22 protein-coding genes, 2 pseudogenes and 1 other annotated feature are annotated in these 25,417 nt (G+C 52.1%); of the genes and pseudogenes, 18 read left to right on the top strand and 6 right to left on the bottom strand.

Annotated elements, in window-relative coordinates:
- Genes dnaN through gyrB form a run of 3 tightly spaced genes read left to right on the top strand, consistent with a single transcriptional unit; the run spans nt 1 to nt 4,617 of the window.
- A complete protein-coding gene (gene dnaN, locus K0778_RS07490) occupies nt 1–1,101 on the top strand; it encodes a DNA polymerase III subunit beta (protein WP_000673464.1) in 1,101 nt (366 codons plus the stop codon).
- Nucleotides 1,101–2,174 carry a DNA replication/repair protein RecF gene (recF, locus tag K0778_RS07485; protein ID WP_000060112.1) on the top strand — a complete coding sequence of 358 codons (1,074 nt, stop codon included), beginning with the start codon at nt 1,101–1,103 and terminating at the stop codon, nt 2,172–2,174. Before dnaN ends, recF begins: the two co-directional genes overlap by 1 nt.
- Before the next feature lie 28 nt (nt 2,175–2,202).
- Nucleotides 2,203–4,617 carry a DNA topoisomerase (ATP-hydrolyzing) subunit B gene (gyrB, locus tag K0778_RS07480; RefSeq protein ID WP_000072067.1) on the top strand — a complete coding sequence of 805 codons (2,415 nt, stop codon included), beginning with the start codon at nt 2,203–2,205 and terminating at the stop codon, nt 4,615–4,617.
- 20 nt (nt 4,618–4,637) lie between these two features.
- Here gyrB and K0778_RS28570 read toward each other — a convergent pair.
- Nucleotides 4,638–4,736: pseudogene (locus tag K0778_RS28570) on the bottom strand (hypothetical protein); the annotation flags it as partial.
- A gap of 120 nt (nt 4,737–4,856) precedes the next feature.
- Between K0778_RS28570 and K0778_RS07475 the strand changes: the two are divergent.
- Together K0778_RS07475 and yidA are read left to right on the top strand one after the other, a co-directional pair.
- On the top strand, nt 4,857–5,255 hold the full coding sequence (locus K0778_RS07475) for a YidB family protein (RefSeq protein WP_000522208.1): 399 nt from the start codon (nt 4,857–4,859) through the stop codon (nt 5,253–5,255).
- Nucleotides 5,256–5,369: 114 nt separating this feature from the next.
- Complete coding sequence (yidA, locus tag K0778_RS07470; RefSeq protein ID WP_000985549.1) at nt 5,370–6,182, top strand: sugar-phosphatase; 813 nt, start codon at nt 5,370–5,372, stop codon at nt 6,180–6,182.
- 45 nt (nt 6,183–6,227) lie between these two features.
- On the opposite strand, the gene yidX is transcribed toward yidA, so the two are convergent.
- On the bottom strand, nt 6,228–6,884 hold the full coding sequence (gene yidX / locus K0778_RS07465; protein WP_000772934.1) for a protein YidX: 657 nt from the start codon (nt 6,882–6,884) through the stop codon (nt 6,228–6,230).
- A 277-nt stretch (nt 6,885–7,161) separates the two neighbouring features.
- Here yidX and dgoR point away from each other — a divergent pair, with 277 nt between their 5' ends.
- From dgoR to K0778_RS07440, 5 genes are all read left to right on the top strand, one after another.
- The gene (dgoR, locus tag K0778_RS07460; RefSeq protein ID WP_000174305.1) at nt 7,162–7,851 is read left to right on the top strand and encodes a D-galactonate utilization transcriptional regulator DgoR; all 690 of its coding nucleotides are present in this window, start codon (nt 7,162–7,164) and stop codon (nt 7,849–7,851) included.
- On the top strand, nt 7,848–8,726 hold the full coding sequence (dgoK, locus tag K0778_RS07455) for a 2-dehydro-3-deoxygalactonokinase (protein ID WP_000127112.1): 879 nt from the start codon (nt 7,848–7,850) through the stop codon (nt 8,724–8,726). Before dgoR ends, dgoK begins: the two co-directional genes overlap by 4 nt.
- Entirely contained in the window at nt 8,710–9,327 is a 618-nt protein-coding gene (gene dgoA, locus K0778_RS07450) for a 2-dehydro-3-deoxy-6-phosphogalactonate aldolase (RefSeq protein ID WP_001198699.1), read from the top strand. Before dgoK ends, dgoA begins: the two co-directional genes overlap by 17 nt.
- On the top strand, nt 9,324–10,472 hold the full coding sequence (dgoD, locus tag K0778_RS07445) for a galactonate dehydratase (protein ID WP_000705012.1): 1,149 nt from the start codon (nt 9,324–9,326) through the stop codon (nt 10,470–10,472). The genes dgoA and dgoD overlap by 4 nt, the downstream gene beginning before the upstream one ends.
- A gap of 74 nt (nt 10,473–10,546) precedes the next feature.
- Nucleotides 10,547–11,884 (top strand): MFS transporter, encoded by a 1,338-nt coding sequence (locus K0778_RS07440; protein ID WP_000253455.1) that lies wholly within the window; start codon nt 10,547–10,549, stop codon nt 11,882–11,884.
- On the opposite strand, the gene cbrA is transcribed toward K0778_RS07440, so the two are convergent.
- Nucleotides 11,881–12,945, bottom strand: a complete 1,065-nt coding sequence (gene cbrA / locus K0778_RS07435) for a colicin M resistance lipid reductase CbrA (protein ID WP_001460147.1) — start codon at nt 12,943–12,945, stop codon at nt 11,881–11,883. The two genes, K0778_RS07440 and cbrA, sit on opposite strands and share 4 nt — an antisense overlap.
- Nucleotides 12,946–13,045: 100 nt before the next feature.
- Here cbrA and K0778_RS07430 point away from each other — a divergent pair, with 100 nt between their 5' ends.
- Nucleotides 13,046–14,260 (top strand): DUF3748 domain-containing protein, encoded by a 1,215-nt coding sequence (locus K0778_RS07430; protein WP_001460146.1) that lies wholly within the window; start codon nt 13,046–13,048, stop codon nt 14,258–14,260.
- A 1-nt stretch (nt 14,261) separates the two neighbouring features.
- Here the strand turns inward: K0778_RS07430 and K0778_RS07425 are convergent, their stop codons facing one another.
- Nucleotides 14,262–14,594 carry a YceK/YidQ family lipoprotein gene (locus K0778_RS07425; RefSeq protein ID WP_000620888.1) on the bottom strand — a complete coding sequence of 111 codons (333 nt, stop codon included), beginning with the start codon at nt 14,592–14,594 and terminating at the stop codon, nt 14,262–14,264.
- A gap of 239 nt (nt 14,595–14,833) precedes the next feature.
- Nucleotides 14,834–14,906 (top strand) — a sequence feature (ROSE (Repression Of Heat Shock gene Expression) occurs in the 5'-region of heat shock genes and acts as an RNA thermometer to modulate expression.).
- Here K0778_RS07425 and ibpA point away from each other — a divergent pair.
- The 3 genes from ibpA to K0778_RS07410 all read left to right on the top strand — a co-directional run bounded on the left by ibpA (nt 14,900) and on the right by K0778_RS07410 (nt 17,710).
- Nucleotides 14,900–15,313 (top strand): small heat shock chaperone IbpA, encoded by a 414-nt coding sequence (gene ibpA, locus K0778_RS07420; protein WP_001243437.1) that lies wholly within the window; start codon nt 14,900–14,902, stop codon nt 15,311–15,313. (Overlaps the previous feature by 7 nt.)
- 111 nt (nt 15,314–15,424) lie before the next feature.
- On the top strand, nt 15,425–15,853 hold the full coding sequence (gene ibpB / locus K0778_RS07415; RefSeq protein ID WP_001243431.1) for a small heat shock chaperone IbpB: 429 nt from the start codon (nt 15,425–15,427) through the stop codon (nt 15,851–15,853).
- A 195-nt stretch (nt 15,854–16,048) separates the two neighbouring features.
- Nucleotides 16,049–17,710, top strand: a complete 1,662-nt coding sequence (locus K0778_RS07410) for a putative transporter (RefSeq protein WP_001279752.1) — start codon at nt 16,049–16,051, stop codon at nt 17,708–17,710.
- On the opposite strand, the gene K0778_RS07405 is transcribed toward K0778_RS07410, so the two are convergent.
- A complete protein-coding gene (locus K0778_RS07405; protein ID WP_001300779.1) occupies nt 17,707–18,423 on the bottom strand; it encodes a GntR family transcriptional regulator in 717 nt (238 codons plus the stop codon). The genes K0778_RS07410 and K0778_RS07405 overlap by 4 nt on opposite strands.
- A 295-nt stretch (nt 18,424–18,718) precedes the next feature.
- Here K0778_RS07405 and K0778_RS07400 point away from each other — a divergent pair, with 295 nt between their 5' ends.
- Together K0778_RS07400 and K0778_RS07395 are read left to right on the top strand one after the other, a co-directional pair.
- Nucleotides 18,719–20,335: a PTS sugar transporter subunit IIB gene (locus K0778_RS07400; protein WP_001460145.1), complete on the top strand. Its 1,617-nt coding sequence runs from the start codon at nt 18,719–18,721 to the stop codon at nt 20,333–20,335.
- Nucleotides 20,335–21,149, top strand: a pseudogene (locus K0778_RS07395) (hypothetical protein). The gene K0778_RS07400 and the pseudogene K0778_RS07395 overlap by 1 nt, the downstream one beginning before the upstream one ends.
- On the opposite strand, the gene K0778_RS07390 reads toward K0778_RS07395, so the two are convergent.
- Nucleotides 21,146–22,039 carry an AraC family transcriptional regulator gene (locus tag K0778_RS07390; RefSeq protein ID WP_001013540.1) on the bottom strand — a complete coding sequence of 298 codons (894 nt, stop codon included), beginning with the start codon at nt 22,037–22,039 and terminating at the stop codon, nt 21,146–21,148. The pseudogene K0778_RS07395 and the gene K0778_RS07390 overlap by 4 nt on opposite strands.
- Nucleotides 22,040–22,205: 166 nt before the next feature.
- Between K0778_RS07390 and K0778_RS07385 the strand changes: the two genes are divergently transcribed.
- Nucleotides 22,206–23,921 (top strand): solute:sodium symporter family transporter, encoded by a 1,716-nt coding sequence (locus tag K0778_RS07385; protein ID WP_001087145.1) that lies wholly within the window; start codon nt 22,206–22,208, stop codon nt 23,919–23,921.
- Nucleotides 23,918–25,411, top strand: coding sequence for a sulfatase-like hydrolase/transferase (locus tag K0778_RS07380; protein ID WP_000828527.1), 1,494 nt, complete (start codon nt 23,918–23,920; stop codon nt 25,409–25,411). Before K0778_RS07385 ends, K0778_RS07380 begins: the two co-directional genes overlap by 4 nt.
- Nucleotides 25,412–25,417 lie beyond the last annotated feature (6 nt).

Genomic DNA, 25,417 nt, shown 5'->3' with positions numbered 1-25,417 from the left:
ATGAAATTTACCGTAGAACGTGAGCATTTATTAAAACCGCTACAACAGGTGAGCGGTCCGTTAGGTGGTCGTCCTACGCTACCGATTCTCGGTAATCTGCTGTTACAGGTTGCTGACGGTACGTTGTCGCTGACCGGTACTGATCTCGAGATGGAAATGGTGGCACGTGTTGCGCTGGTTCAGCCACACGAGCCAGGAGCGACGACCGTTCCGGCGCGCAAATTCTTTGATATCTGCCGTGGTCTGCCTGAAGGCGCGGAAATTGCCGTGCAGCTGGAAGGTGAACGGATGCTGGTACGCTCCGGGCGTAGCCGTTTTTCGCTGTCTACCCTGCCAGCGGCGGATTTCCCGAACCTCGATGACTGGCAGAGTGAAGTCGAATTTACCCTGCCGCAGGCAACGATGAAGCGTCTGATTGAAGCGACCCAGTTTTCTATGGCGCATCAGGACGTTCGCTATTACTTAAATGGTATGCTGTTTGAAACCGAAGGTGAAGAACTGCGCACCGTGGCAACCGACGGCCACCGTCTGGCGGTCTGTTCAATGCCAATTGGTCAATCTTTGCCAAGCCATTCGGTGATCGTACCGCGTAAAGGCGTGATTGAACTGATGCGTATGCTCGACGGCGGCGACAATCCGCTGCGCGTACAGATTGGCAGCAACAACATTCGCGCCCACGTTGGCGACTTTATCTTCACCTCCAAACTGGTGGATGGTCGCTTCCCGGATTATCGCCGCGTTCTGCCGAAGAACCCGGACAAACATCTGGAAGCTGGCTGCGATCTGCTCAAGCAGGCGTTTGCTCGCGCGGCGATTCTCTCTAACGAGAAATTCCGCGGCGTACGTCTTTATGTCAGCGAAAACCAGCTGAAAATCACCGCCAACAACCCGGAACAGGAAGAAGCGGAAGAGATCCTCGACGTTACCTATAGCGGTGCGGAGATGGAAATCGGCTTCAACGTCAGTTATGTGCTGGATGTTCTGAACGCGCTGAAATGCGAAAACGTCCGCATGATGCTGACCGATTCGGTTTCCAGCGTGCAGATTGAAGATGCGGCCAGCCAGAGCGCGGCTTATGTTGTCATGCCAATGAGACTGTAATGTCCCTCACCCGCTTGTTGATCCGCGATTTCCGCAACATTGAAACCGCGGATCTCGCCTTATCTCCCGGCTTTAACTTTCTGGTAGGTGCCAACGGCAGTGGCAAAACCAGCGTGCTGGAAGCCATCTATACGCTCGGCCATGGTCGGGCGTTTCGCAGTTTGCAGATTGGTCGCGTCATTCGCCATGAGCAGGAGGCGTTTGTTCTCCACGGGCGATTACAGGGCGAAGAGCGCGAGACAGCGATTGGCTTAACCAAAGACAAACAGGGCGACAGCAAAGTCCGCATCGACGGTACAGACGGGCATAAGGTCGCGGAACTGGCGCACCTGATGCCAATGCAGTTGATAACGCCAGAAGGGTTTACTTTACTCAACGGCGGCCCCAAATACAGAAGAGCATTCCTCGACTGGGGATGCTTTCACAACGAACCCGGATTTTTCACCGCCTGGAGCAATCTCAAGCGATTGCTCAAGCAGCGCAATGCGGCGCTGCGCCAGGTGACACGTTACGAACAGCTACGCCCGTGGGATAAAGAGCTGATCCCGCTGGCGGAGCAAATCAGCACCTGGCGCGCGGAGTATAGCGCCGGTATCGCGGCCGATATGGCTGATACCTGTAAGCAATTTCTCCCTGAGTTTTCTCTGACTTTCTCTTTCCAGCGCGGCTGGGAGAAAGAGACAGAATATGCTGAGGTGCTGGAACGTAATTTTGAACGCGATCGCCAGCTAACCTACACCGCGCACGGCCCGCACAAAGCGGACTTACGCATTCGCGCCGACGGTGCGCCGGTGGAAGATACCTTATCGCGTGGGCAGCTTAAGCTGTTGATGTGCGCCTTACGTCTGGCGCAAGGAGAGTTCCTCACCCGTGAAAGCGGGCGGCGGTGTCTCTACCTGATAGATGATTTTGCCTCTGAGCTTGATGATGAGCGTCGCGGGCTGCTTGCCAGCCGCTTAAAAGCGACGCAATCACAGGTCTTTGTCAGCGCGATCAGTGCTGAACACGTTATAGACATGTCGGACGAAAATTCGAAGATGTTTACCGTGGAAAAGGGTAAAATAACGGATTAACCCAAGTATAAATGAGCGAGAAACGTTGATGTCGAATTCTTATGACTCCTCCAGTATCAAAGTCCTGAAAGGGCTGGATGCGGTGCGTAAGCGCCCGGGTATGTATATCGGCGACACGGATGACGGCACCGGTCTGCACCACATGGTATTCGAGGTGGTAGATAACGCTATCGACGAAGCGCTCGCGGGTCACTGTAAAGAAATTATCGTCACCATTCACGCCGATAACTCTGTCTCTGTACAGGATGACGGGCGCGGCATTCCGACCGGTATTCACCCGGAAGAGGGCGTATCGGCGGCGGAAGTGATCATGACCGTTCTGCACGCAGGCGGTAAATTTGACGATAACTCCTATAAAGTGTCCGGCGGTCTGCACGGCGTTGGTGTTTCGGTAGTAAACGCCCTGTCGCAAAAACTGGAGCTGGTTATCCAGCGCGAGGGTAAAATTCACCGTCAGATCTACGAACACGGTGTACCGCAGGCCCCGCTGGCGGTTACCGGCGAGACTGAAAAAACCGGCACCATGGTGCGTTTCTGGCCCAGCCTCGAAACCTTCACCAATGTGACCGAGTTCGAATATGAAATTCTGGCGAAACGTCTGCGTGAGTTGTCGTTCCTCAACTCCGGCGTTTCCATTCGTCTGCGCGACAAGCGCGACGGCAAAGAAGACCACTTCCACTATGAAGGCGGCATCAAGGCGTTCGTTGAATATCTGAACAAGAACAAAACGCCGATCCACCCGAATATCTTCTACTTCTCCACTGAAAAAGACGGTATTGGCGTCGAAGTGGCGTTGCAGTGGAACGATGGCTTCCAGGAAAACATCTACTGCTTTACCAACAACATTCCGCAGCGTGACGGCGGTACTCACCTGGCAGGCTTCCGTGCGGCGATGACCCGTACCCTGAACGCCTACATGGACAAAGAAGGCTACAGCAAAAAAGCCAAAGTCAGCGCCACCGGTGACGATGCGCGTGAAGGCCTGATTGCGGTCGTTTCCGTGAAAGTGCCGGACCCGAAATTCTCCTCCCAGACCAAAGACAAACTGGTTTCTTCTGAGGTGAAATCGGCGGTTGAACAGCAGATGAACGAACTGCTGGCAGAATACCTGCTGGAAAACCCAACCGACGCGAAAATCGTGGTTGGCAAAATTATCGATGCTGCCCGTGCCCGTGAAGCGGCGCGTCGCGCGCGTGAAATGACCCGCCGTAAAGGTGCGCTCGACTTAGCGGGCCTGCCGGGCAAACTGGCAGACTGCCAGGAACGCGATCCGGCGCTTTCCGAACTGTACCTGGTGGAAGGGGACTCCGCGGGCGGCTCTGCGAAGCAGGGGCGTAACCGCAAGAACCAGGCGATTCTGCCGCTGAAGGGTAAAATCCTCAACGTCGAGAAAGCGCGCTTCGATAAGATGCTCTCTTCTCAGGAAGTGGCGACGCTTATCACCGCGCTTGGCTGTGGTATCGGTCGTGACGAGTACAACCCGGACAAACTGCGTTATCACAGCATCATCATCATGACCGATGCGGACGTCGACGGCTCGCACATTCGTACGCTGCTGTTGACCTTCTTCTATCGTCAGATGCCGGAAATCGTTGAACGCGGTCACGTCTACATCGCTCAGCCGCCGCTGTACAAAGTGAAGAAAGGCAAGCAGGAACAGTACATTAAAGACGACGAAGCGATGGATCAGTACCAGATCTCTATCGCGCTGGACGGCGCAACGCTGCACACCAACGCCAGTGCACCGGCATTGGCTGGCGAAGCGTTAGAGAAACTGGTATCTGAGTACAACGCGACGCAGAAAATGATCAATCGTATGGAGCGTCGTTATCCGAAAGCAATGCTGAAAGAGCTTATCTATCAGCCGACGTTGACGGAAGCTGACCTTTCTGATGAGCAGACCGTTACCCGCTGGGTGAACGCGCTGGTCAGCGAACTGAACGACAAAGAACAGCACGGCAGCCAGTGGAAGTTTGATGTTCACACCAATGCTGAGCAAAACCTGTTCGAGCCGATTGTTCGCGTGCGTACCCACGGTGTGGATACTGACTATCCGCTGGATCACGAGTTTATCACCGGTGGCGAATATCGTCGTATCTGCACGCTGGGTGAGAAACTGCGTGGCTTGCTGGAAGAAGATGCGTTTATCGAACGTGGCGAGCGTCGTCAGCCGGTAGCCAGCTTCGAGCAGGCGCTGGACTGGCTGGTGAAAGAGTCCCGTCGCGGCCTCTCCATCCAGCGTTATAAAGGTCTGGGCGAGATGAACCCGGAACAGCTGTGGGAAACCACTATGGACCCGGAAAGTCGTCGTATGCTGCGCGTTACCGTTAAAGATGCGATTGCTGCCGACCAGTTGTTCACCACGCTGATGGGCGACGCCGTTGAACCGCGCCGTGCGTTTATTGAAGAGAACGCCCTGAAAGCGGCGAATATCGATATTTAATGGCGCTAACCATGCGAGCGTGCCTGATGCGCTACGCTTATCAGGCCTACGAAAATCTTGCAATGTATTGAATTTTCATGATTTTGTAGGCCGGATAAGGCGTTCACGCCGCATCCGGCAAGAAGCTATAAGAAAAGGGCGGAGATCATCTCCGCCCTTTTTATTTCTGCAATCCGCAATTATCATCCCGCAAATCTATACTTTTTGGGTCAACACGTAACGCTTTACAGGTGATTATCATGGGGCTTTTTGATGAAGTTGTCGGTGCCTTTCTGAAAGGCGATGCGGGGAAATATCAGGCTATTTTAAGTTGGGTTGAGGAGCAGGGCGGCATTCAGGTGCTGCTGGAAAAACTGCAAAGTGGCGGCTTAGGGGCCATTCTCTCAACCTGGCTGAGTAATCAACAGGGCAATCAATCGGTTAGTGGCGAGCAACTGGAATCGGCGCTCGGCACAAATGCGGTGTCCGATCTCGGGCAAAAACTTGGCGTGGATACCAGTACAGCTTCCAGTTTACTGGCAGAACAATTGCCGAAGATTATTGATGCGCTCTCACCGCAAGGTGAAGTGTCACCACAAGCCAATAACGATCTGCTTTCCGCAGGCATGGAACTGCTGAAAGGGAAACTCTTCCGCTAAGCAAAAAGGGAGCACGCAACGCGCGTTGCATCCCCCTTTTCCCTCGGGTGTTGTACTGATTTTTGAGCGGAATCGCGTTAGCATGGGTCAGGAACCAATCTACCTGGGGAACTCATGGCTATTAAACTCATTGCTATCGATATGGATGGCACCCTTCTGCTGCCCGATCACACCATTTCACCCGCCGTTAAAAATGCGATTGCCGCAGCTCGCGCCCGTGGCGTGAATGTCGTGCTAACGACGGGTCGCCCGTATGCAGGTGTGCACAACTACCTGAAAGAGCTGCATATGGAACAGCCGGGCGACTACTGCATTACTTATAACGGCGCGCTGGTACAGAAGGCCGCTGATGGTAGCACCGTGGCGCAAACTGCTCTCAGCTATGACGACTATCGTTTCCTGGAAAAACTCTCTCGCGAAGTCGGTTCTCATTTCCACGCCCTGGACCGCACCACGCTGTACACCGCCAACCGTGATATCAGCTACTACACGGTGCATGAATCCTTCGTTGCCACCATTCCGCTGGTGTTCTGCGAAGCGGAGAAAATGGACCCCAATACCCAGTTCCTGAAAGTGATGATGATTGATGAACCCGCCATCCTCGACCAGGCTATCGCGCGTATTCCGCAGGAAGTGAAAGAGAAATATACCGTGCTGAAAAGTGCGCCGTACTTCCTCGAAATCCTCGATAAACGCGTTAACAAAGGTACGGGGGTGAAATCACTGGCCGACGTGTTAGGTATTAAACCGGAAGAAATCATGGCGATTGGCGATCAGGAAAACGATATCGCAATGATTGAATATGCAGGCGTCGGTGTGGCGATGGATAACGCTATTCCTTCAGTGAAAGAAGTGGCGAACTTTGTCACCAAATCTAACCTTGAAGATGGCGTGGCGTTTGCTATTGAGAAGTATGTGCTGAATTAATCTGTGGGCGGGCAAACAGCATAAACGCGTTTGCCCGCTTACTGATTATTGGTTTACTGCATATACAACCAGAAATTGCAGCGGTGCAGTAATGATGTCCAGCGTAACAGTCACTGGCAGTAATGCTGCGGAAACACCATCCGGAATGCCTCTGGGTGAATAGTATTCATAAAATCGCACTTTAAATGGATGGTAGAACGCCATCACCTTTGAGTAATCCATGTTTTTATTTTTCTCATGGATTGTGCCTTTTAGGTTTTCCAGTGACCTGGTACAGTGTTGAACACCACAGGCAAAACCATAATGCGTTGCCAGTGCCTTTTCTTCTTCGTTATTCCAGTAGTAGTAAAGCGATATTGTGCCGGTAAATTTCTTTTTCCCCGCATTTAAAACAAATCTTGCGTCATCGGCAACCTGAATATTGTGCCGGTTAAGTGCTGGATCATTGAGCATCTTAACGATGTCATCGGCACCATCAGTGATAAGGTAATCCAGCGATTCCCCTACAAAAACATAGCCTTTTGTTCCATTACTATCTTTTGCCTGCGATAGCCCAGTGATGGTGTCTGACTGCGATTGATACTTTCCTGAACTACCCTTTGCGGTATGGGAAACCAGAGCATACGAGATACAGCCTGAAAGCATCAGCGCCAGTGGGAATAAACCGGCAGCCTTAAAAAATCCCTTAAAATTCAACTTCATGATTAATCCTTTAAACGAGTAGCTAAGCCGTTGAAAGCATACTCTTCTTTCCCTCCTGTTTAGCGCCTGATATCCCTTTTCAGATTTCTGCCCGACGCATGTCATTTTTTTATGCATTGTTCTTTTTGTGATCTAAATTGTAGTACAACAATATAAGTTTGTACTACATTACACGCACAGCAAACGCGAACGTCATCACGCTGGTACTACAAAGTTGCCGCGTTATGCATCGATCGGGGTAAAGTAGAGAAGAACATACAGAGCACAAGGACTCTCCATGACTCTCAATAAAACCGATCGCATTGTCATTACGCTGGGTAAACAGATCGTTCACGGCAAATACGTGCCAGGCTCGCCGCTTCCGGCTGAGGCGGAACTCTGTGAGGAGTTTGCAACCTCGCGCAACATCATCCGTGAGGTGTTCCGTTCGCTGATGGCGAAGCGGCTGATTGAAATGAAACGTTATCGCGGGGCGTTTGTGGCACCGCGTAACCAGTGGAATTACCTCGACACTGACGTACTGCAATGGGTGCTGGAAAATGACTACGACCCACGGCTTATCAGTGCCATGAGCGAAGTGCGAAATCTGGTGGAACCGGCGATTGCCCGTTGGGCAGCAGAGCGCGCGACTTCCAGCGATCTGGCGCAGATTGAATCGGCGCTGAACGAGATGATTGCCAACAATCAGGACCGCGAAGCGTTTAACGAAGCGGATATTCGCTACCACGAGGCGGTGCTGCAGTCGGTGCATAACCCGGTGTTACAGCAACTTAGCATTGCGATCAGTTCGCTGCAGCGGGCGGTTTTTGAACGAACCTGGATGGGCGATGAGGCCAACATGCCGCAAACGCTCCAGGAACATAAGGCGCTGTTCGATGCGATACGGCATCAGGACGGCGATGCGGCAGAGCAGGCGGCGCTTACCATGATCGCCAGCTCGACACGAAGGTTAAAGGAAATCACATGACAGCTCGCTACATCGCAATTGACTGGGGATCGACCAATCTTCGCGCCTGGCTTTATCAGGGCGACCACTGCCTGGAGAGCAGGCAATCAGAAGCAGGCGTCACGCGCCTGAACGGAAAATCTCCGGCTGCGGTGTTAGCAGAAGTCACGACCGACTGGCGTGAAGAGAATACGCCAGTGGTAATGGCAGGAATGGTCGGCAGCAATGTCGGCTGGAAAGTTGCTCCGTATTTATCTGTTCCTGCCCGTTTTTCGTCTATTGGCGAACAATTAACGTCTGTTGGCGACAATATCTGGATTATTCCCGGATTATGCGTCTCTCATGACGATAACCACAATGTGATGCGCGGCGAAGAAACACAATTGATCGGCGCGCGAACTCTGGCTCCTTCCTCTCTTTATGTTATGCCCGGTACGCATTGCAAATGGGTGCAGGCCGATAGCCAGCAAATCAACGATTTTCGCACCGTGATGACCGGTGAATTACATCATTTACTGTTAAATCACTCATTGATTGGCGCAGGTTTGCCGCCGCAGGAAAACTCTGCCGATGCCTTCGCGGCTGGCCTTGAGCGCGGCCTTAATGCGCCCGCCATATTGCCGCAGCTTTTTGAAGTTCGCGCCTCGCATGTGCTGGGAACACTTCCCCGCGAACAGGTCAGCGAATTTCTCTCTGGTTTGTTGATTGGCGCAGAGGTTGCCAGTATGCGCGACTATGTGACCCATCAACACGCCATCACCCTTGTCGCCGGAACATCGCTGACCGCGCGCTACCAGCAAGCCTTTCAGGCGATGGGTTGCGACGTGACGGCGGTGGCGGGCGACACGGCATTTCAGGCTGGTATAAGGAGCATCGCTCATGCAGTGGCAAACTAAACTTCCGCTGATCGCCATTTTGCGCGGCATTAAGCCCGACGAGGCGCTGGCGCATGTTGGCGCGGTGATTGACGCCGGGTTCGACGCGGTTGAAATCCCGCTGAATTCCCCACAATGGGAGCAAAGCATTCCCGCCATCGTTGATGCGTATGGCGACAAGGCGTTGATTGGCGCAGGTACGGTACTGAAACCTGAACAGGTCGATGCGCTCGCCAGGATGGGCTGTCAGCTCATCGTTACGCCCAATATCCATAGTGAAGTGATCCGCCGTGCGGTGGGCTACGGCATGACCGTCTGCCCCGGCTGCGCGACGGCGACCGAAGCCTTTACCGCGCTCGAAGCGGGCGCGCAGGCGCTGAAAATATTTCCGTCATCGGCTTTTGGTCCGCAATACATCAAAGCGTTAAAAGCGGTATTGCCATCGGACATCGCAGTCTTTGCCGTTGGCGGCGTGACGCCAGAAAACCTGGCGCAGTGGATAGACGCAGGTTGTGCTGGGGCGGGCTTAGGCAGCGATCTCTATCGCGCCGGGCAGTCCGTAGAACGCACCGCGCAGCAGGCAGCAGCATTTGTTAAGGCGTATCGAGAGGCAGTGCAATGAAAATCACCAAAATTACCACGTATCGTTTACCTCCCCGCTGGATGTTCCTGAAAATTGAAACCGATGAAGGCGTGGTCGGCTGGGGCGAGCCAGTGATTGAAGGCCGCGCCCGCACGGTGGAAGCGGCAGTTCACGAGCTGAGCGACTATTTGATTGGTCAGGATCCATCGCGCATCAACGACTTATGGCAAGTGATGTATCGCGCCGGATTTTATCGTGGCGGTCCAATCCTGATGAGCGCCATCGCCGGGATCGACCAGGCGTTATGGGATATCAAAGGCAAAGTGCTGAATGCGCCGGTCTGGCAACTGATGGGCGGCCTGGTTCGCGACAAAATTAAAGCCTACAGTTGGGTCGGCGGCGATCGTCCGGCGGATGTTATCGACGGCATTAAAACGCTACGCGAAATCGGCTTCGATACCTTTAAACTGAACGGTTGTGAAGAACTGGGGCTAATTGATAACTCCCGCGCGGTAGATGCGGCAGTCAACACCGTGGCACAAATTCGTGAAGCTTTTGGCAATCAGATTGAGTTTGGTCTTGATTTCCACGGTCGCGTCAGCGCGCCGATGGCGAAAGTGCTGATTAAAGAACTGGAGCCGTATCGCCCACTGTTTATTGAAGAGCCGGTGCTGGCAGAACAAGCCGAATACTACCCGAAACTGGCGGCACAAACGCATATTCCGCTGGCGGCGGGTGAGCGCATGTTCTCACGCTTCGATTTTAAACGCGTGCTGGAGGCGGGCGGTATTTCGATTCTGCAACCGGATCTCTCCCACGCGGGCGGTATTACCGAATGCTACAAAATTGCCGGAATGGCAGAAGCCTATGATGTGACCCTTGCGCCGCACTGTCCGCTCGGACCGATTGCACTGGCGGCTTGTCTGCATATCGACTTTGTTTCCTATAACGCGGTACTTCAGGAACAAAGTATGGGCATTCATTACAACAAAGGCGCGGAGTTACTCGACTTTGTGAAAAACAAAGAAGACTTCAGCATGGTTGGCGGCTTCTTTAAACCGTTAACGAAACCGGGCTTAGGCGTGGAAATCGACGAAGCTAAAGTTATTGAGTTCAGTAAAAATGCCCCGGACTGGCGTAATCCGCTCTGGCGTCATGAAGATAACAGCGTAGCAGAGTGGTAATTCCTGCCACGTAAGCCCCTCATCGGGCACTAAAACAGCAATACAAAAATATAACCCTCTGTAAATTACAGGGCATGGTGAGCGGCTTCGCTATGCCCAAAATCTGGAGAAAGCTCGCTATGGATATTCCCGTTAATGCAGCAAAGCCGGGGCGTCGGCGTTATCTGACGCTGGTGATGATCTTTATTACGGTGGTCATTTGTTATGTTGACCGCGCTAACCTGGCCGTGGCTTCCGCCCATATTCAGGAAGAGTTCGGCATTACGAAAGCGGAAATGGGCTATGTATTTTCGGCCTTCGCCTGGCTTTATACGCTATGCCAGATCCCCGGCGGTTGGTTTTTAGATCGCGTAGGTTCTCGCGTGACTTATTTTATTGCGATATTTGGTTGGTCAGTGGCGACTTTATTCCAGGGCTTTGCCACGGGATTAATGTCATTAATTGGTCTGCGTGCGATAACCGGTATTTTCGAAGCGCCCGCTTTCCCGACCAATAACCGGATGGTGACCAGCTGGTTCCCGGAACATGAACGCGCTTCCGCCGTTGGTTTTTATACGTCTGGTCAGTTTGTCGGTCTGGCGTTTTTGACTCCGCTGCTGATCTGGATTCAGGAGATGTTGAGCTGGCACTGGGTGTTCATTGTCACTGGTGGTATCGGCATTATCTGGTCGCTGATTTGGTTTAAGGTTTATCAGCCGCCGCGCCTGACCAAAGGTATCAGCAAAGCTGAACTGGATTACATTCGTGATGGCGGCGGTCTGGTGGATGGTGATGCGCCGGTGAAAAAAGAGGCACGTCAGCCGTTAACAGCCAAAGACTGGAAGCTGGTGTTCCATCGTAAACTGATCGGCGTTTATCTTGGGCAATTTGCGGTGGCTTCTACACTGTGGTTTTTCTTAACCTGGTTCCCGAACTATTTAACCCAGGAAAAAGGAATCACGGCGCTGAAAGCAGGCTTTATGACCACGGTGCCATTCCTCGCGGCGTTTGTCGGCGTCCTGCTCTCTGGCTGGGTCGCGGATCTGCTGGTACGTAAGGGCTTTTCACTGGGCTTTGCGCGTAAAACGCCGATTATCTGCGGCTTGCTGATCTCCACCTGCATTATGGGCGCTAACTACACTAACGATCCGATGATGATTATGTGCCTGATGGCGCTGGCATTCTTCGGTAACGGTTTTGCTTCGATTACCTGGTCGCTGGTCTCTTCTCTGGCACCGATGCGCCTGATTGGTTTAACCGGCGGCGTGTTTAACTTCGCCGGTGGTCTGGGCGGCATCACCGTTCCGCTGGTGGTGGGGTACCTGGCGCAGGGTTACGGTTTCGCACCTGCACTGGTTTATATCTCCGCCGTCGCGTTGATTGGCGCGCTCTCTTACATCCTGCTGGTGGGCGATGTGAAGCGCGTTGGCTAATCTTTCAACTGTGGAATATGCGCCATACCACTGCGCATAATCCACTTTCTTAAAGCCGGTGCGGTCAGGCATCGGCTTTTTACTATCTTGCCGAAGAGTTTTAAACGCAGTTTGCGGGTGGCGCGCCAGTAAGCGGTATTGAGCTTCTCTGGCTGCTTCAGTAACACCGCACGCAGAATGTCTGCGCTATCCAGCGCATAGCTAATCCCCTCCAGCGAACTGGCGCTGATAAATCCTGCCGCTTCGCCAATCAGAAAGGCGTTGTCCTTACCGCAGACAAAATCCTGCCAGCGTGAGGGAAACAGCACCGTGCATTTTTCGCTTTTCACCGCCTTACCAAACTGGAATTGAAAGGCGCTCATTTTCTCTTTCAGCGTCGTGAAACGCGTCTGACCGTCTTTCATTGGATAAGCACCGCCAAAGATAAAATAACCGTCTTTGCTGATACTCCATGAATAACAGTTAGTTATCGAATTATCAAAGATGCAGGAGTAGAACGGCACCGGATGTTTCTCCGCGAACCACTGCTGGATAGCGACATATTTACGGATTTGATGATCCGGGTAGAGATGTCGCCGCACCATCGAGTTTGCGCCATCGGCACCGACCAGATAGCGGGCGGTAATATGTTGCTCCCAGCCGTCTGCACGAAAAATGACATGCCATTTATCATCCTCACGCCAGATTTTTCGGCACAGGCTATCGTGATAAACCTCAACGCTGGTGGGGATCAGCGATTTCATCCACAAGTCGAAAGCATGGCGATTAATATTGATATAGCTTCGCTGGTAGTTACGCGTGAGCGATGCGGCGACGTCGACAGTTTTGACGCTGAAAATCTGCGGGTTGGCGATCACATCGACAGGAAGCGTCAGTCCATCGCGAATAAAAGATCGCTGCGCGTCCGGTGCCAGCAGACCGCCGCAAGGTTTGCTGAAACCTTCAGTACCACACTGGTGCTTTTTATCCAGCGCGATCACCTGCATTTTGCCTGCTAATTTTCGCGCCAACGCCGATCCTGCCGGGCCGATGCCAATAATCGCCACGTCGAAATGTTCCATCTTTTCACTCACATTCATCACGATGGCAAAAGACTATTGTCTGAAAGTGAAGTCCTTGTGAAGTATGATGGCGGGACCCGTTTTGTATCAGGACCGCGCCATGAAACAGATAACCTTTGCTCCCCGTAATCACCTGCTCACCAATACCAATACCTGGACGCCCGACAGCCAGTGGCTGGTATTTGACGTGCGTCCTTCTGGCGCGTCGTTTACCGGAGAGAGCATTGAGCGTGTGAATATCCATACCGGCGAGGTCGAGGTTATCTATCGCGCGTCACAGGGCGCACACGTCGGCGTGGTGACCGTTCATCCGAAGTCAGAGAAGTATGTCTTCATCCACGGCCCGGAAAATCCTGATGAAACATGGCATTACGACTTCCATCATCGGCGCGGAGTGATTGTTGAAGGCGGCAAGATGAGTAACCTTGATGCGATGGATATTACCGCGCCGTATACGCCTGGAGCGCTGCGCGGCGGCAGCCATGTGCATGTCTTTAGCCCGAACGGTGAAAGGGTGAGCTTTACCTATAACGACCATGTAATGCATCAACTCGATCCGGCGCTGGATTTGCGAAACGTCGGTGTTGCTGCACCGTTTGGCCCGGTCAATGTACAAAAGCAGCATCCGCGTGAGTACAGCGGTAGCCACTGGTGCGTGCTGGTGAGTAAAACCACGCCCACGCCGCAGCCAGGCAGTGATGAAATCAATCGTGCTTATGAAGAAGGATGGGTAGGAAATCACACGCTGGCGTTTATTGGCGACACACTTTCGCCAAAGGGCGAGAAAGTGCCGGAGCTGTTTATCGTTGAGTTACCGCAAGATGAAGCTGGCTGGAAAGCGGCAGGTGATGCGCCGTTAAGTGGAACGGAAACCACCCTGCCCGCGCCACCGCGCGGCGTCGTGCAGCGACGTTTAACCTTTACCCACCATCGGGCTTATCCGGGGTTAGTCAACGTCCCGCGCCACTGGGTGCGCTGTAATCCGCAGGGTACGCAAATCGCGTTTTTAATGCGTGATGATAACGGCATTGTGCAACTATGGCTTATCTCGCCACAGGGCGGCGAGCCGCGCCAGTTAACCCATAACAAAACGGATATTCAGTCTGCATTTAACTGGCATCCATCAGGAGAATGGTTGGGCTTTGTGCTGGATAATCGAATTGCTTGTGCCCATGCGCAAAGCGGCGAGGTTGAGTATTTAACCGAAAACCACGCCAATCCGCCTTCTGCGGATGCCGTGGTCTTCTCACCGGATGGTCAATGGCTGGCGTGGATGGAAGGTGGCCAGCTGTGGATCACCGAAACTGATCGCTAAATCAGTTATCAGGCATTCTGGCCGGTGGAATAACCGCATTGGTGGCTTGCGCGTTGGCTTCGCTTTTTTCAACGCGTGAGCGCACCGAGCTGTCTTTGCGGAACACATCCCACGGCAGTAAAAGCGTGTCCATCACAGCGGTAAACGGCATATCGAGAATCGCCAGCGACTTAGTGCCCCAGTTGGTTTCATCGTCGCCAATCATGGTGGCGCTGGCGCGGGTGCCGGGATACGTTCCTTCTTTCCCCCCGGTATGGGACATCACGCTGGAGCATCCTCCGAGTAATGTCATTCCGCTGCATATCATGAACGCTAACAACACATTTCTTATCATAATAAATTCATCTGTTGATCGTGGGTGTTGGCCTGATGAGTTATAGCGATCCCTTGCTGAAAATAACATCATCATTACGTCGCTCTGTGGCGGCAATCGCACTTTAACGTTTCGTGCTGCCCCCTCAGTCTATGCAATAGACCATAAACTGCAAAAAAAAGTCCGCTGATAAGGCTTGAAAAGTTCATTTCCAGACCCATTTTTACATCGTAGCCGATGAGGACGCGCCTGATGGGTGTTCTGGCTACCTGACCTGTCCATTGTGGAAGGTCTTACATTCTCGCTGATTTCAGGAGCTATTGATTATGCGTAACTTTGATTTATCCCCGCTTTACCGTTCTGCTATTGGATTTGACCGTTTGTTTAACCACTTAGAAAACAACCAGAGCCAGAGTAATGGCGGCTACCCTCCGTATAACGTTGAACTGGTAGACGAAAACCATTACCGCATTGCTATCGCTGTGGCTGGTTTTGCTGAGAGCGAACTGGAAATTACCGCCCAGGATAATCTGCTGGTGGTGAAAGGTGCTCACGCCGACGAACAAAAAGAGCGCACCTATCTGTACCAGGGCATCGCTGAACGCAACTTTGAACGCAAATTCCAGTTAGCTGAGAACATTCATGTTCGTGGGGCTAACCTGGTAAATGGTTTGCTGTATATCGATCTCGAACGCGTGATTCCGGAAGCGAAAAAACCGCGCCGTATCGAAATCAACTAATTCCCTAAGGCCGCCTGGCGCGGCCTGACATCTCCATGCTCGCCGTCAGGGAGCATATGCGAATCTTCGGATTTGCAGGTACTTACTCGCTTCTTAGAAGGAGAAATGACTATGCGTAACTTCGATTTATCCCCACTGATGCGTCAATGGATCGGTTTTGACAAACTGGCCAACGCACTGCAAAACGCCGGTGAAAGCCAGAGCTTCCCGCCGTACAACATTGAGAAAAGCGACGATAACCACTACCGCATTACCCTTGCGCTGGCAGGTTTCCGTCAGGAAGATTTAGAGATTCAACTGGAAGGTACGCGCCTGAGCGTAAAAGGCACGCCGGAGCAGCCAAAAGAAGAGAAAAAATGGCTGCATCAAGGGCTTATGAATCAGCCATTTAGCCTGAGCTTTACGCTGGCTGAAAATATGGAAGTCTCTGGCGCAACCTTCGTAAACGGTTTACTGCATATTGATTTAATTCGTAATGAGCCTGAACCCATCGCAGCGCAGCGTATCGCTATCAGCGAACGTCCCGCGTTAAATAGCTAACTAGCTATTCTCTTTGCCCCGCCATTCTGGTGGGGCTTTTTTTGTCTTACTTACTCAACAATGCGTTAAATTTCGACTGTTTAAGATATTTCGGCACGTTCTTTCCCGTGATAATGTGCGCTATAAGGCAAATCTGCTTCACCGATTCAGCCATAATCCGTAGCAATTAAAATGTTATCTCAAGAGAAATGGACGATGAGTGATATAGCATTAACGGTCAGTATTCTGGCTTTGGTGGCAGTCGTCGGTTTGTTTATCGGCAACGTCAAATTTCGCGGCATAGGATTAGGTATTGGCGGCGTGCTGTTTGGTGGGATCATCGTCGGCCATTTTGTTTCTCAGGCGGGGATGACATTAAGTAGCGATATGCTGCATGTTATTCAGGAATTTGGCCTGATCCTGTTCGTTTATACCATCGGGATTCAGGTAGGGCCGGGCTTCTTTGCCTCATTGCGCGTCTCCGGATTACGCCTCAACCTGTTTGCTGTTCTGATCGTCATCATCGGTGGTCTGGTTACCGCCATCCTGCATAAACTGTTTGATATTCCACTGCCGGTAGTGCTGGGGATTTTCTCCGGTGCGGTTACCAATACGCCAGCGCTGGGGGCAGGGCAGCAGATTTTGCGCGACCTGGGTACACCAATGGAAATGGTCGATCAGATGGGGATGAGTTACGCGATGGCGTATCCATTCGGCATTTGCGGGATTTTGTTCACCATGTGGATGTTGCGGGTTATTTTCCGCGTCAATGTCGAGACAGAAGCTCAGCAGCACGAGTCTTCACGCACCAATGGCGGCGCGCTGATCAAGACTATCAATATTCGCGTTGAGAACCCTAACCTGCATGATTTAGCCATTAAAGATGTACCGATTCTCAACGGCGACAAAATTATCTGCTCGCGTCTGAAACGCGAAGAAACCCTAAAAGTTCCTTCGCCAGATACCATTATCCAACTGGGCGATTTGCTGCATCTGGTGGGTCAGCCAGCGGATTTACATAATGCGCAACTGGTGATTGGTCAGGAGGTCGATACCTCGCTGTCTACGAAAGGCACTGATTTGCGCGTCGAGCGTGTGGTGGTCACCAATGAAAACGTGCTCGGAAAACGTATTCGCGACCTGCACTTTAAAGAACGCTATGACGTTGTTATCTCGCGCCTGAACCGTGCCGGGGTCGAACTGGTCGCCAGTGGCGATATCAGCCTGCAGTTCGGCGATATCCTCAATCTGGTGGGGCGTCCGTCCGCAATTGATGCCGTTGCCAATGTGCTGGGGAATGCGCAGCAAAAACTGCAACAGGTTCAGATGCTGCCAGTGTTTATTGGCATCGGGCTTGGCGTATTGTTAGGTTCTATTCCCGTCTTTGTGCCTGGGTTCCCGGCCGCGTTGAAACTGGGGCTGGCGGGCGGTCCGCTGATTATGGCGTTGATCCTCGGGCGTATCGGCAGTATCGGCAAGCTGTACTGGTTTATGCCGCCAAGCGCCAACCTCGCGCTGCGGGAGCTGGGGATCGTGCTGTTCCTCTCGGTCGTTGGTCTGAAATCTGGTGGGGATTTTGTGAATACCCTGGTCAATGGCGAAGGGCTAAGCTGGATTGGTTATGGTGCCCTGATCACCGCCGTTCCGCTGATTACTGTTGGCATTCTGGCGCGGATGTTAGCCAAAATGAATTACCTGACCATGTGCGGGATGCTGGCAGGTTCCATGACCGATCCTCCGGCGCTGGCGTTTGCTAATAATCTTCATCCAACCAGTGGTGCGGCGGCGCTCTCTTACGCCACTGTCTATCCGTTAGTGATGTTTCTGCGAATTATCACCCCCCAATTACTGGCGGTGCTCTTCTGGAGTATCGGTTAACTCTTTTCCGGGTGGAGTCGCCGTAAATGGTACTCCACCTGGTATTCGCTGGCATTTCTGAACATCACTGAATAATTCAAAAACTCCCCGCTCTCGCTATATGACAACGAGGTGATCCGCAGCAGTGGCGTGTGTTCCGCTACCTTCATTTGCCGCGCCAGCAGTCTATCGGCGAGCACTGGCGTCAGGCTTTCATAATTACCGCCAATCAAAATCCCGCACTCTTGTTCAATATATTCAAACTTCGACCCTTCCAGATGTTGCAGCGAAAGATTACGGAACAGTTTTACCGGCATATAGCTGTCTTCCAGCATCAGCGGTTTCCCTTCCACAAAACGAACGCGACGGGAGAAGTAGATCTGCTCGTTGATTTGAATCCGTAACTGGCTGGCAATGGCCGGAGGCGCAGGCATGATTTCAAAAATCAGCACCTGGCTGGTGACCGTTTTTCCCTGCCGTTTTAACACCTCCACCAGTCCGGTCAGGCTGGCGGTTTGATGCAGCACATCTTTGCGCACCAGGTAAGTGCCGCTGCCGTGGCGGCGGACCACCAGCCCCCACGCTACCAGCAGGTCAATCGCTTTACGGATGGTCATCCGGGATACTGCAAATTCTTCCGCCAACTTTTTTTCACCGGGAAGAAGGCTGTTTAGCGTGAAATCTGCGGAATTAAGTCGAATTCTTAACCGCTCCGCAATGCTTTTGTAGATCATCTCTAGATCTCTTTTTTGCCTGCAAGCCCGGGTAATGCGCCCACAAGTTCTGCTTAATCGATTGAAAAAACATCTTTTTTTTAAAGATGTGTTCGATGCTGTGTACCAGTGCTCACAGATGTCTACTTTTTCGCGAAAACGTAGATCTCTACCGCCCAACGAAAAGCATGAAAGCGATCACGAATCCCATTGGGTCGTCATGTTCTGTCGATCGCATCTTCCTATCCTCGCTCCAGGCCTGCCGCATAACCAATCAGGCTTCCTACTTACAGAATTGAGAAAAGAGGATGTGGAAATGCTCAGTCAAATTCAACGCTTTGGCGGCGCGATGTTCACGCCAGTGCTGCTGTTTCCCTTCGCCGGGATTGTGGTGGGTCTTGCCATCTTGCTGCAAAACCCGATGTTTGTCGGGGAATCACTGACCGATCCGAACAGTTTATTCGCGCAAATCGTACACATTATTGAAGAGGGCGGTTGGACGGTATTCCGTAATATGCCGCTGATTTTTGCTGTCGGTTTACCCATTGGCCTTGCTAAGCAAGCGCAAGGGCGTGCTTGTCTGGCGGTGATGGTGAGTTTCCTGACCTGGAACTATTTCATCAACGCGATGGGAATGACCTGGGGAAGCTACTTCGGCGTCGATTTCACTCAGGACGCGGTGGCAGGTAGCGGTCTGACAATGATGGCGGGGATTAAAACCCTCGATACCAGCATTATCGGCGCAATTATCATTTCCGGCATCGTGACGGCGCTGCATAACCGTCTGTTCGATAAAAAACTGCCGGTGTTTCTCGGCATTTTCCAGGGGACGTCTTATGTGGTGATTATCGCCTTCCTGGTGATGATCCCCTGTGCCTGGCTGACATTGCTCGGCTGGCCAAAAGTACAAACGGGGATTGAATCTCTGCAAGCGTTCCTGCGTTCGGCGGGTGCGCTTGGGGTGTGGGTTTACACCTTCCTCGAACGTATTCTGATCCCAACCGGTTTACACCACTTCATCTACGGACCGTTTATCTTTGGTCCGGCAGCTGTTGAAGGCGGCATTCAGATGTACTGGGCGCAGCATCTGCAAGAGTTCAGTTTGAGCGCCGAGCCGCTGAAATCGTTGTTCCCGGAAGGCGGTTTTGCCCTGCACGGTAACTCAAAAATCTTTGGTGCCGTGGGCATTTCTTTAGCGATGTACTTCACTGCCGCACCGGAAAATCGGGTAAAAGTGGCGGGCTTGCTGATTCCCGCAACCTTAACCGCCATGCTGGTGGGAATTACCGAACCGCTGGAATTTACCTTCCTGTTCATTTCACCGTTGCTGTTTGCGGTACACGCCGTGCTGGCGGCCTCAATGTCGACCGTGATGTATCTCTTTGGTGTGGTGGGCAACATGGGCGGAGGTCTGATTGACCAGGTTTTACCGCAAAACTGGATCCCGATGTTCAGCAACCACGCGGATATGATGCTGACCCAAATCGCCATTGGGTTGTGCTTTACCCTGCTGTACTTCGTGGTTTTCCGCACCCTGATTCTGCAATTCAACATGTGCACGCCGGGACGTGAAGATGCGGAAGTGAAACTCTACTCAAAAGCCGAATACAAAGCCTCGCGAGGCCAAACCACCGCTGCAGAGCCAAAAAAAGAGCTGGATCAGGCTGCCGGTATCCTGCAAGCCCTGGGCGGGGTCGGCAATATCTCCAGCATTAACAATTGCGCGACGCGTCTACGCATTGCACTGCATGACATGTCACAAACGCTGGATGACGAAGTCTTTAAAAAGCTGGGAGCGCACGGCGTCTTCCGTAGTGGCGATGCCATTCAGGTGATCATTGGTCTGCATGTATCCCAATTGCGTGAACAGCTCGATAGCTTAATTAATTCTCATCAATCAGCAGAAAATGTTGCCATTACGGAGGCAGTATAATGACCAAATTCTCAGTGGTTGTCGCAGGCGGTGGAAGCACCTTTACGCCAGGCATCGTGTTGATGCTCCTGGCGAATCAGGACCGTTTCCCGCTTCGTGCACTGAAATTTTATGATAACGATGGTGCGCGGCAGGAAGTGATTGCCGAAGCCTGTAAAGTCATCCTTAAAGAGAAAGCGCCGGACATTGAGTTTAGTTACACCACCGATCCTGAAGTGGCATTCAGCGACGTTGATTTTGTCATGGCGCACATCCGCGTCGGCAAGTACCCGATGCGCGAACTGGATGAAAAAATCCCACTGCGCCACGGTGTTGTTGGTCAGGAAACTTGCGGACCCGGCGGAATAGCGTACGGCATGCGTTCCATTGGCGGCGTCCTGGAACTGGTGGATTATATGGAAAAATATTCACCAAACGCCTGGATGCTCAACTACTCCAACCCGGCAGCAATTGTCGCAGAAGCCACGCGTCGTCTGCGCCCGAATGCGAAAATCCTCAACATCTGTGACATGCCAATCGGTATTGAAAGCCGGATGGCGCAAATTGTTGGGCTGCAAGATCGCAAACAGATGCGCGTGCGCTACTACGGCCTGAACCACTGGTGGTCGGCGATATCCCGCAGTTTCAGAAAGGGTTAATGAGTCAGCAAGTGGCGGTGGAAAAACTGGTCGTGGACGCCTGGGAACAGCGTTCATATCAGCACCTGTGGCAGGCGATTACGTTGTCGAAAACGGTACCGAGCGCCTCGGTCGCCAAAGCTATTCTGGATGAGTTGCTGGAGGCCAACAAAGCGTACTGGCCAGAGTTACGTTAATTGTGTGGACTGGCATCCGTTGGGTGCTGGTCCGTATTCTTTAGCACGGCTGACGGCGCATAACCAAATTTATGTTTAAAGGCTTTGCTGAAATGAAAGGAGTCGAAGAAGTTGAGCGTATCAGCGACTTCGCCAACCGAGTTTCCTTGTTGCTTTAATAGCGATAGCGCCAGATCCAGACGCGCATCGAGGTAATATTCTTTCGGCGTCTTGCCGGTATAGCGTAAAAACAGACGACGCAACCAGGCTTCGCTACAGGGGATCGTGGCAGCCATATCAGCTACGCTCCAGCGTTGTTGCAGACTGGCATGTAAAGTGGCAATTAATTTTTCAATTTGCCGCCGTTGTGGATCTTTTTTACCATCTGCGTACATAAGACAAATCCACTGATAAATAATTTTCGTCAGAAAAGCGACTGCCAGATTATTTTTTATTGCTTCTGGTGAAGTTATTAACTCAGCAACTTCGGTGAGTTCCTGATTATAAATTTCGCCATTATAAATAACGCTTTGCTGACCAACGGGAATATCCATCATACTGGTGGGGGTAAATTCCATCCAGTACTGTTCCCAGACTAAACCTTCACAGTGATAAGAGTGAATATCCATTGGCTTTAAGAATATAATACAGTTGCCATGCAGTGTTATTTGTTCGCCATTCTTTAAAAGAATTTTCCCACATCCTTGTACGGTATACACCGCAACCCATGAGTTGGCGATAAGCGGTTTCTTCTTGTCCCGCGGCCAGATCACCCGGTAATGCTCGTCGGCGTAGGTATGCCAGAGCGAGATCAGAGAAATTCCGCTGGAGATCACATTTTCGTTAATCAATAAGGGAATATTGTACGGAGTTTCGTTTTTTACATCTGAACTTTGCAATTTTCCATTCATTTTAATATCCCTCCGGCGAATTATGCTCACAACCTGAACTTAACAGAAAACAATCCGTTCAGGGATACGACGTTTGTATTTTAAGAATCTGACTGCCTGACCCGACGCATTTTACCTCTCCCTATATTCATGCGTCCGGGACATAAACATAAATAAGGGCTATGAGATGAATTCGTTACAAATCTTGAGTTTTGTCGGTTTTACGCTGCTGGTGGCGGTGATCACCTGGTGGAAGGTCCGCAAAACAGATACCGGATCGCAACAAGGCTATTTTCTTGCCGGACGTTCACTAAAAGCGCCGGTTATTGCCGCTTCGTTAATGCTAACCAACCTTTCCACGGAACAACTGGTCGGCCTTTCCGGGCAGGCCTACAAAAGCGGCATGTCGGTGATGGGCTGGGAAGTGACTTCAGCGGTGACGCTGATCTTCCTCGCGCTAATCTTTTTACCGCGCTATCTGAAGCGCGGCATTGCCACCATCCCCGATTTTCTGGAGGAACGTTATGATAAAACGACGCGTATTATCATCGACTTCTGCTTCCTAATTGCCACCGGCGTCTGCTTTCTGCCGATTGTTCTCTACTCCGGCGCGTTGGCGCTCAACAGCCTGTTTCACGTCGGGGAATCGCTACAGATTTCTCACGGTGCGGCTATCTGGCTACTGGTAATTTTGCTTGGTCTGGCGGGAATTTTGTATGCGGTGATCGGCGGACTGCGCGCAATGGCAGTGGCGGACTCCATCAACGGTATTGGGCTGGTTATCGGCGGGTTGATGGTGCCGGTATTTGGCCTGATCGCGATGGGCAAGGGCAGCTTTATGCAGGGCATTGAGCAACTCACCACCGTTCACGCCGAGAAATTAAACTCAATCGGTGGCCCGACCGATCCCTTGCCGATTGGCGCGGCATTTACCGGTTTGATTCTGGTGAACACCTTTTACTGGTGTACAAATCAGGGCATCGTGCAACGCACGCTGGCGTCAAAAAGCCTGGCGGAAGGGCAAAAGGGGGCGCTGTTAACGGCGGTGCTGAAAATGCTCGACCCGCTGGTACTGGTGCTGCCAGGGTTGATTGCGTTTCATCTGTATCAGGATTTACCGAAAGCCGACATGGCCTACCCGACGCTGGTCAATAACGTTCTGCCAGTGCCAATGGTGGGTTTCTTCGGCGCGGTGTTATTTGGTGCGGTGATCAGTACCTTCAACGGCTTTCTGAATAGCGCCAGTACGTTATTCAGTATGGGTATTTACCGTCGCATCATTAACCAGAATGCCGAGCCGCAGCAGCTGGTCACCGTCGGGCGCAAATTTGGTTTCTTTATCGCTATCGTTTCGGTGCTGGTCGCGCCGTGGATCGCCAACGCGCCGCAGGGGCTGTATAGCTGGATGAAACAGCTCAACGGCATTTACAACGTGCCGCTGGTTACCATCATCATTATGGGCTTTTTCTTCCCGCGCATCCCGGCGCTGGCGGCAAAAGTAGCGATGGGGATTGGCATAATCAGCTACATCACCATCAACTATCTGGTGAAGTTCGACTTCCATTTCCTCTATGTGCTGGCCTGTACGTTCTGCATCAACGTGGTCGTGATGCTGGTGATCGGTTTTATCAAACCGCGCGCCACGCCGTTCACCTTCAAAGATGCGTTTGCGGTGGACATGAAACCGTGGAAAAACGTCAAGATCGCGTCAATTGGCATCCTGTTCGCGATGATTGGCGTCTATGCCGGGCTGGCTGAATTCGGCGGCTACGGTACGCGCTGGTTAGCGATGATCAGTTATTTCATTGCCGCCGTAGTGATTGTCTACCTGATTTTTGACAGCTGGCGGCATCGTCACGACCCAGCCGTAACCTTTACTCCCGACGGGAAGGATAGCCTATGAAACGCCCCAATTTTCTGTTCGTCATGACCGATACCCAGGCCACCAATATGGTCGGTTGCTATAGCGGTAAACCGCTGAATACGCAAAATATTGATAGTCTGGCGGCGGAAGGTATTCGCTTTAATTCCGCCTACACCTGTTCACCGGTTTGTACGCCTGCACGGGCCGGACTATTTACCGGTATCTACGCTAACCAGTCCGGCCCGTGGACCAACAACGTCGCGCCAGGCAAAAACATCTCCACTATGGGGCGCTACTTTAAGGATGCCGGCTATCACACCTGTTACATCGGCAAATGGCATCTCGACGGTCATGACTATTTCGGCACTGGCGAGTGTCCGCCGGAGTGGGACGCTGATTACTGGTTCGATGGGGCGAACTATCTTAGCGAACTGACGGAAAAAGAGATTAGCCTGTGGCGCAATGGCCTAAACAGCGTCGAAGATTTACAGGCGAACCATATCGACGAAACCTTCACCTGGGCGCATCGTATCAGCAATCGGGCGGTGGATTTTCTGCAACAGCCTGCGCGCGCAGACGAGCCTTTCCTGATGGTGGTTTCGTATGATGAGCCGCATCACCCGTTCACCTGTCCGGTGGAGTATTTAGAGAAATACGCTGATTTTTACTACGAGCTGGGCGAGAAAGCACAGGATGACCTGGCTAACAAACCGGAACATCACCGCTTATGGGCGCAGGCGATGCCATCGCCAGTCGGTGATGACGGGCTTTATCACCATCCGCTCTATTTTGCCTGTAATGACTTTGTTGATGACCAAATCGGACGGGTCATCAATGCCTTAACGCCAGAGCAACGTGAAAATACGTGGGTTATTTATACCTCCGATCACGGCGAAATGATGGGCGCACATAAGCTGATCAGTAAAGGGGCGGCGATGTATGACGACATCACCCGCATTCCGCTGATCATCCGTTCGCCGCAAGGGGAGCGGCGACAGGTCGATACGCCAGTCAGTCATATCGATTTACTGCCGACAATGATGGCGCTGGCAGATATTGAAAAACCAGAGATTCTGCCGGGGGAAAATATCCTTGCCGTGAAAGAGCCACGCGGCGTGATGGTGGAATTTAACCGCTACGAGATTGAGCATGACAGCTTTGGCGGTTTTATTCCGGTGCGTTGCTGGGTGACGGATGACTTTAAACTGGTACTCAACCTCTTCACCAGTGATGAACTTTACGATCGCCGTAATGACCCAAATGAAATGCATAACCTGATCGATGATATCCGTTTTGCAGACGTTCGCAGCAAAATGCATGACGCCTTATTGGATTACATGGACAAAATTCGCGATCCGTTCCGCAGTTACCAATGGAGTCTGCGTCCGTGGCGTAAAGATGCACGGCCGCGCTGGATGGGGGCGTTTCGTCCACGTCCACAAGATGGCTATTCGCCAGTTGTACGCGACTATGACACCGGCCTACCGACACAAGGGGTGAAGGTGGAGGAGAAAAAACAGAAGTTCTGACGATAA

The sequence above is a fragment of the Escherichia sp. XD33 genome (assembly GCF_019375075.1).
Lineage (GTDB): Bacteria > Pseudomonadota > Gammaproteobacteria > Enterobacterales > Enterobacteriaceae > Enterobacter > Enterobacter flexneri_A.
Note: the sequence above shows the minus strand (reverse complement) of the source record. Positions and strands in the feature narration are given on the sequence as shown.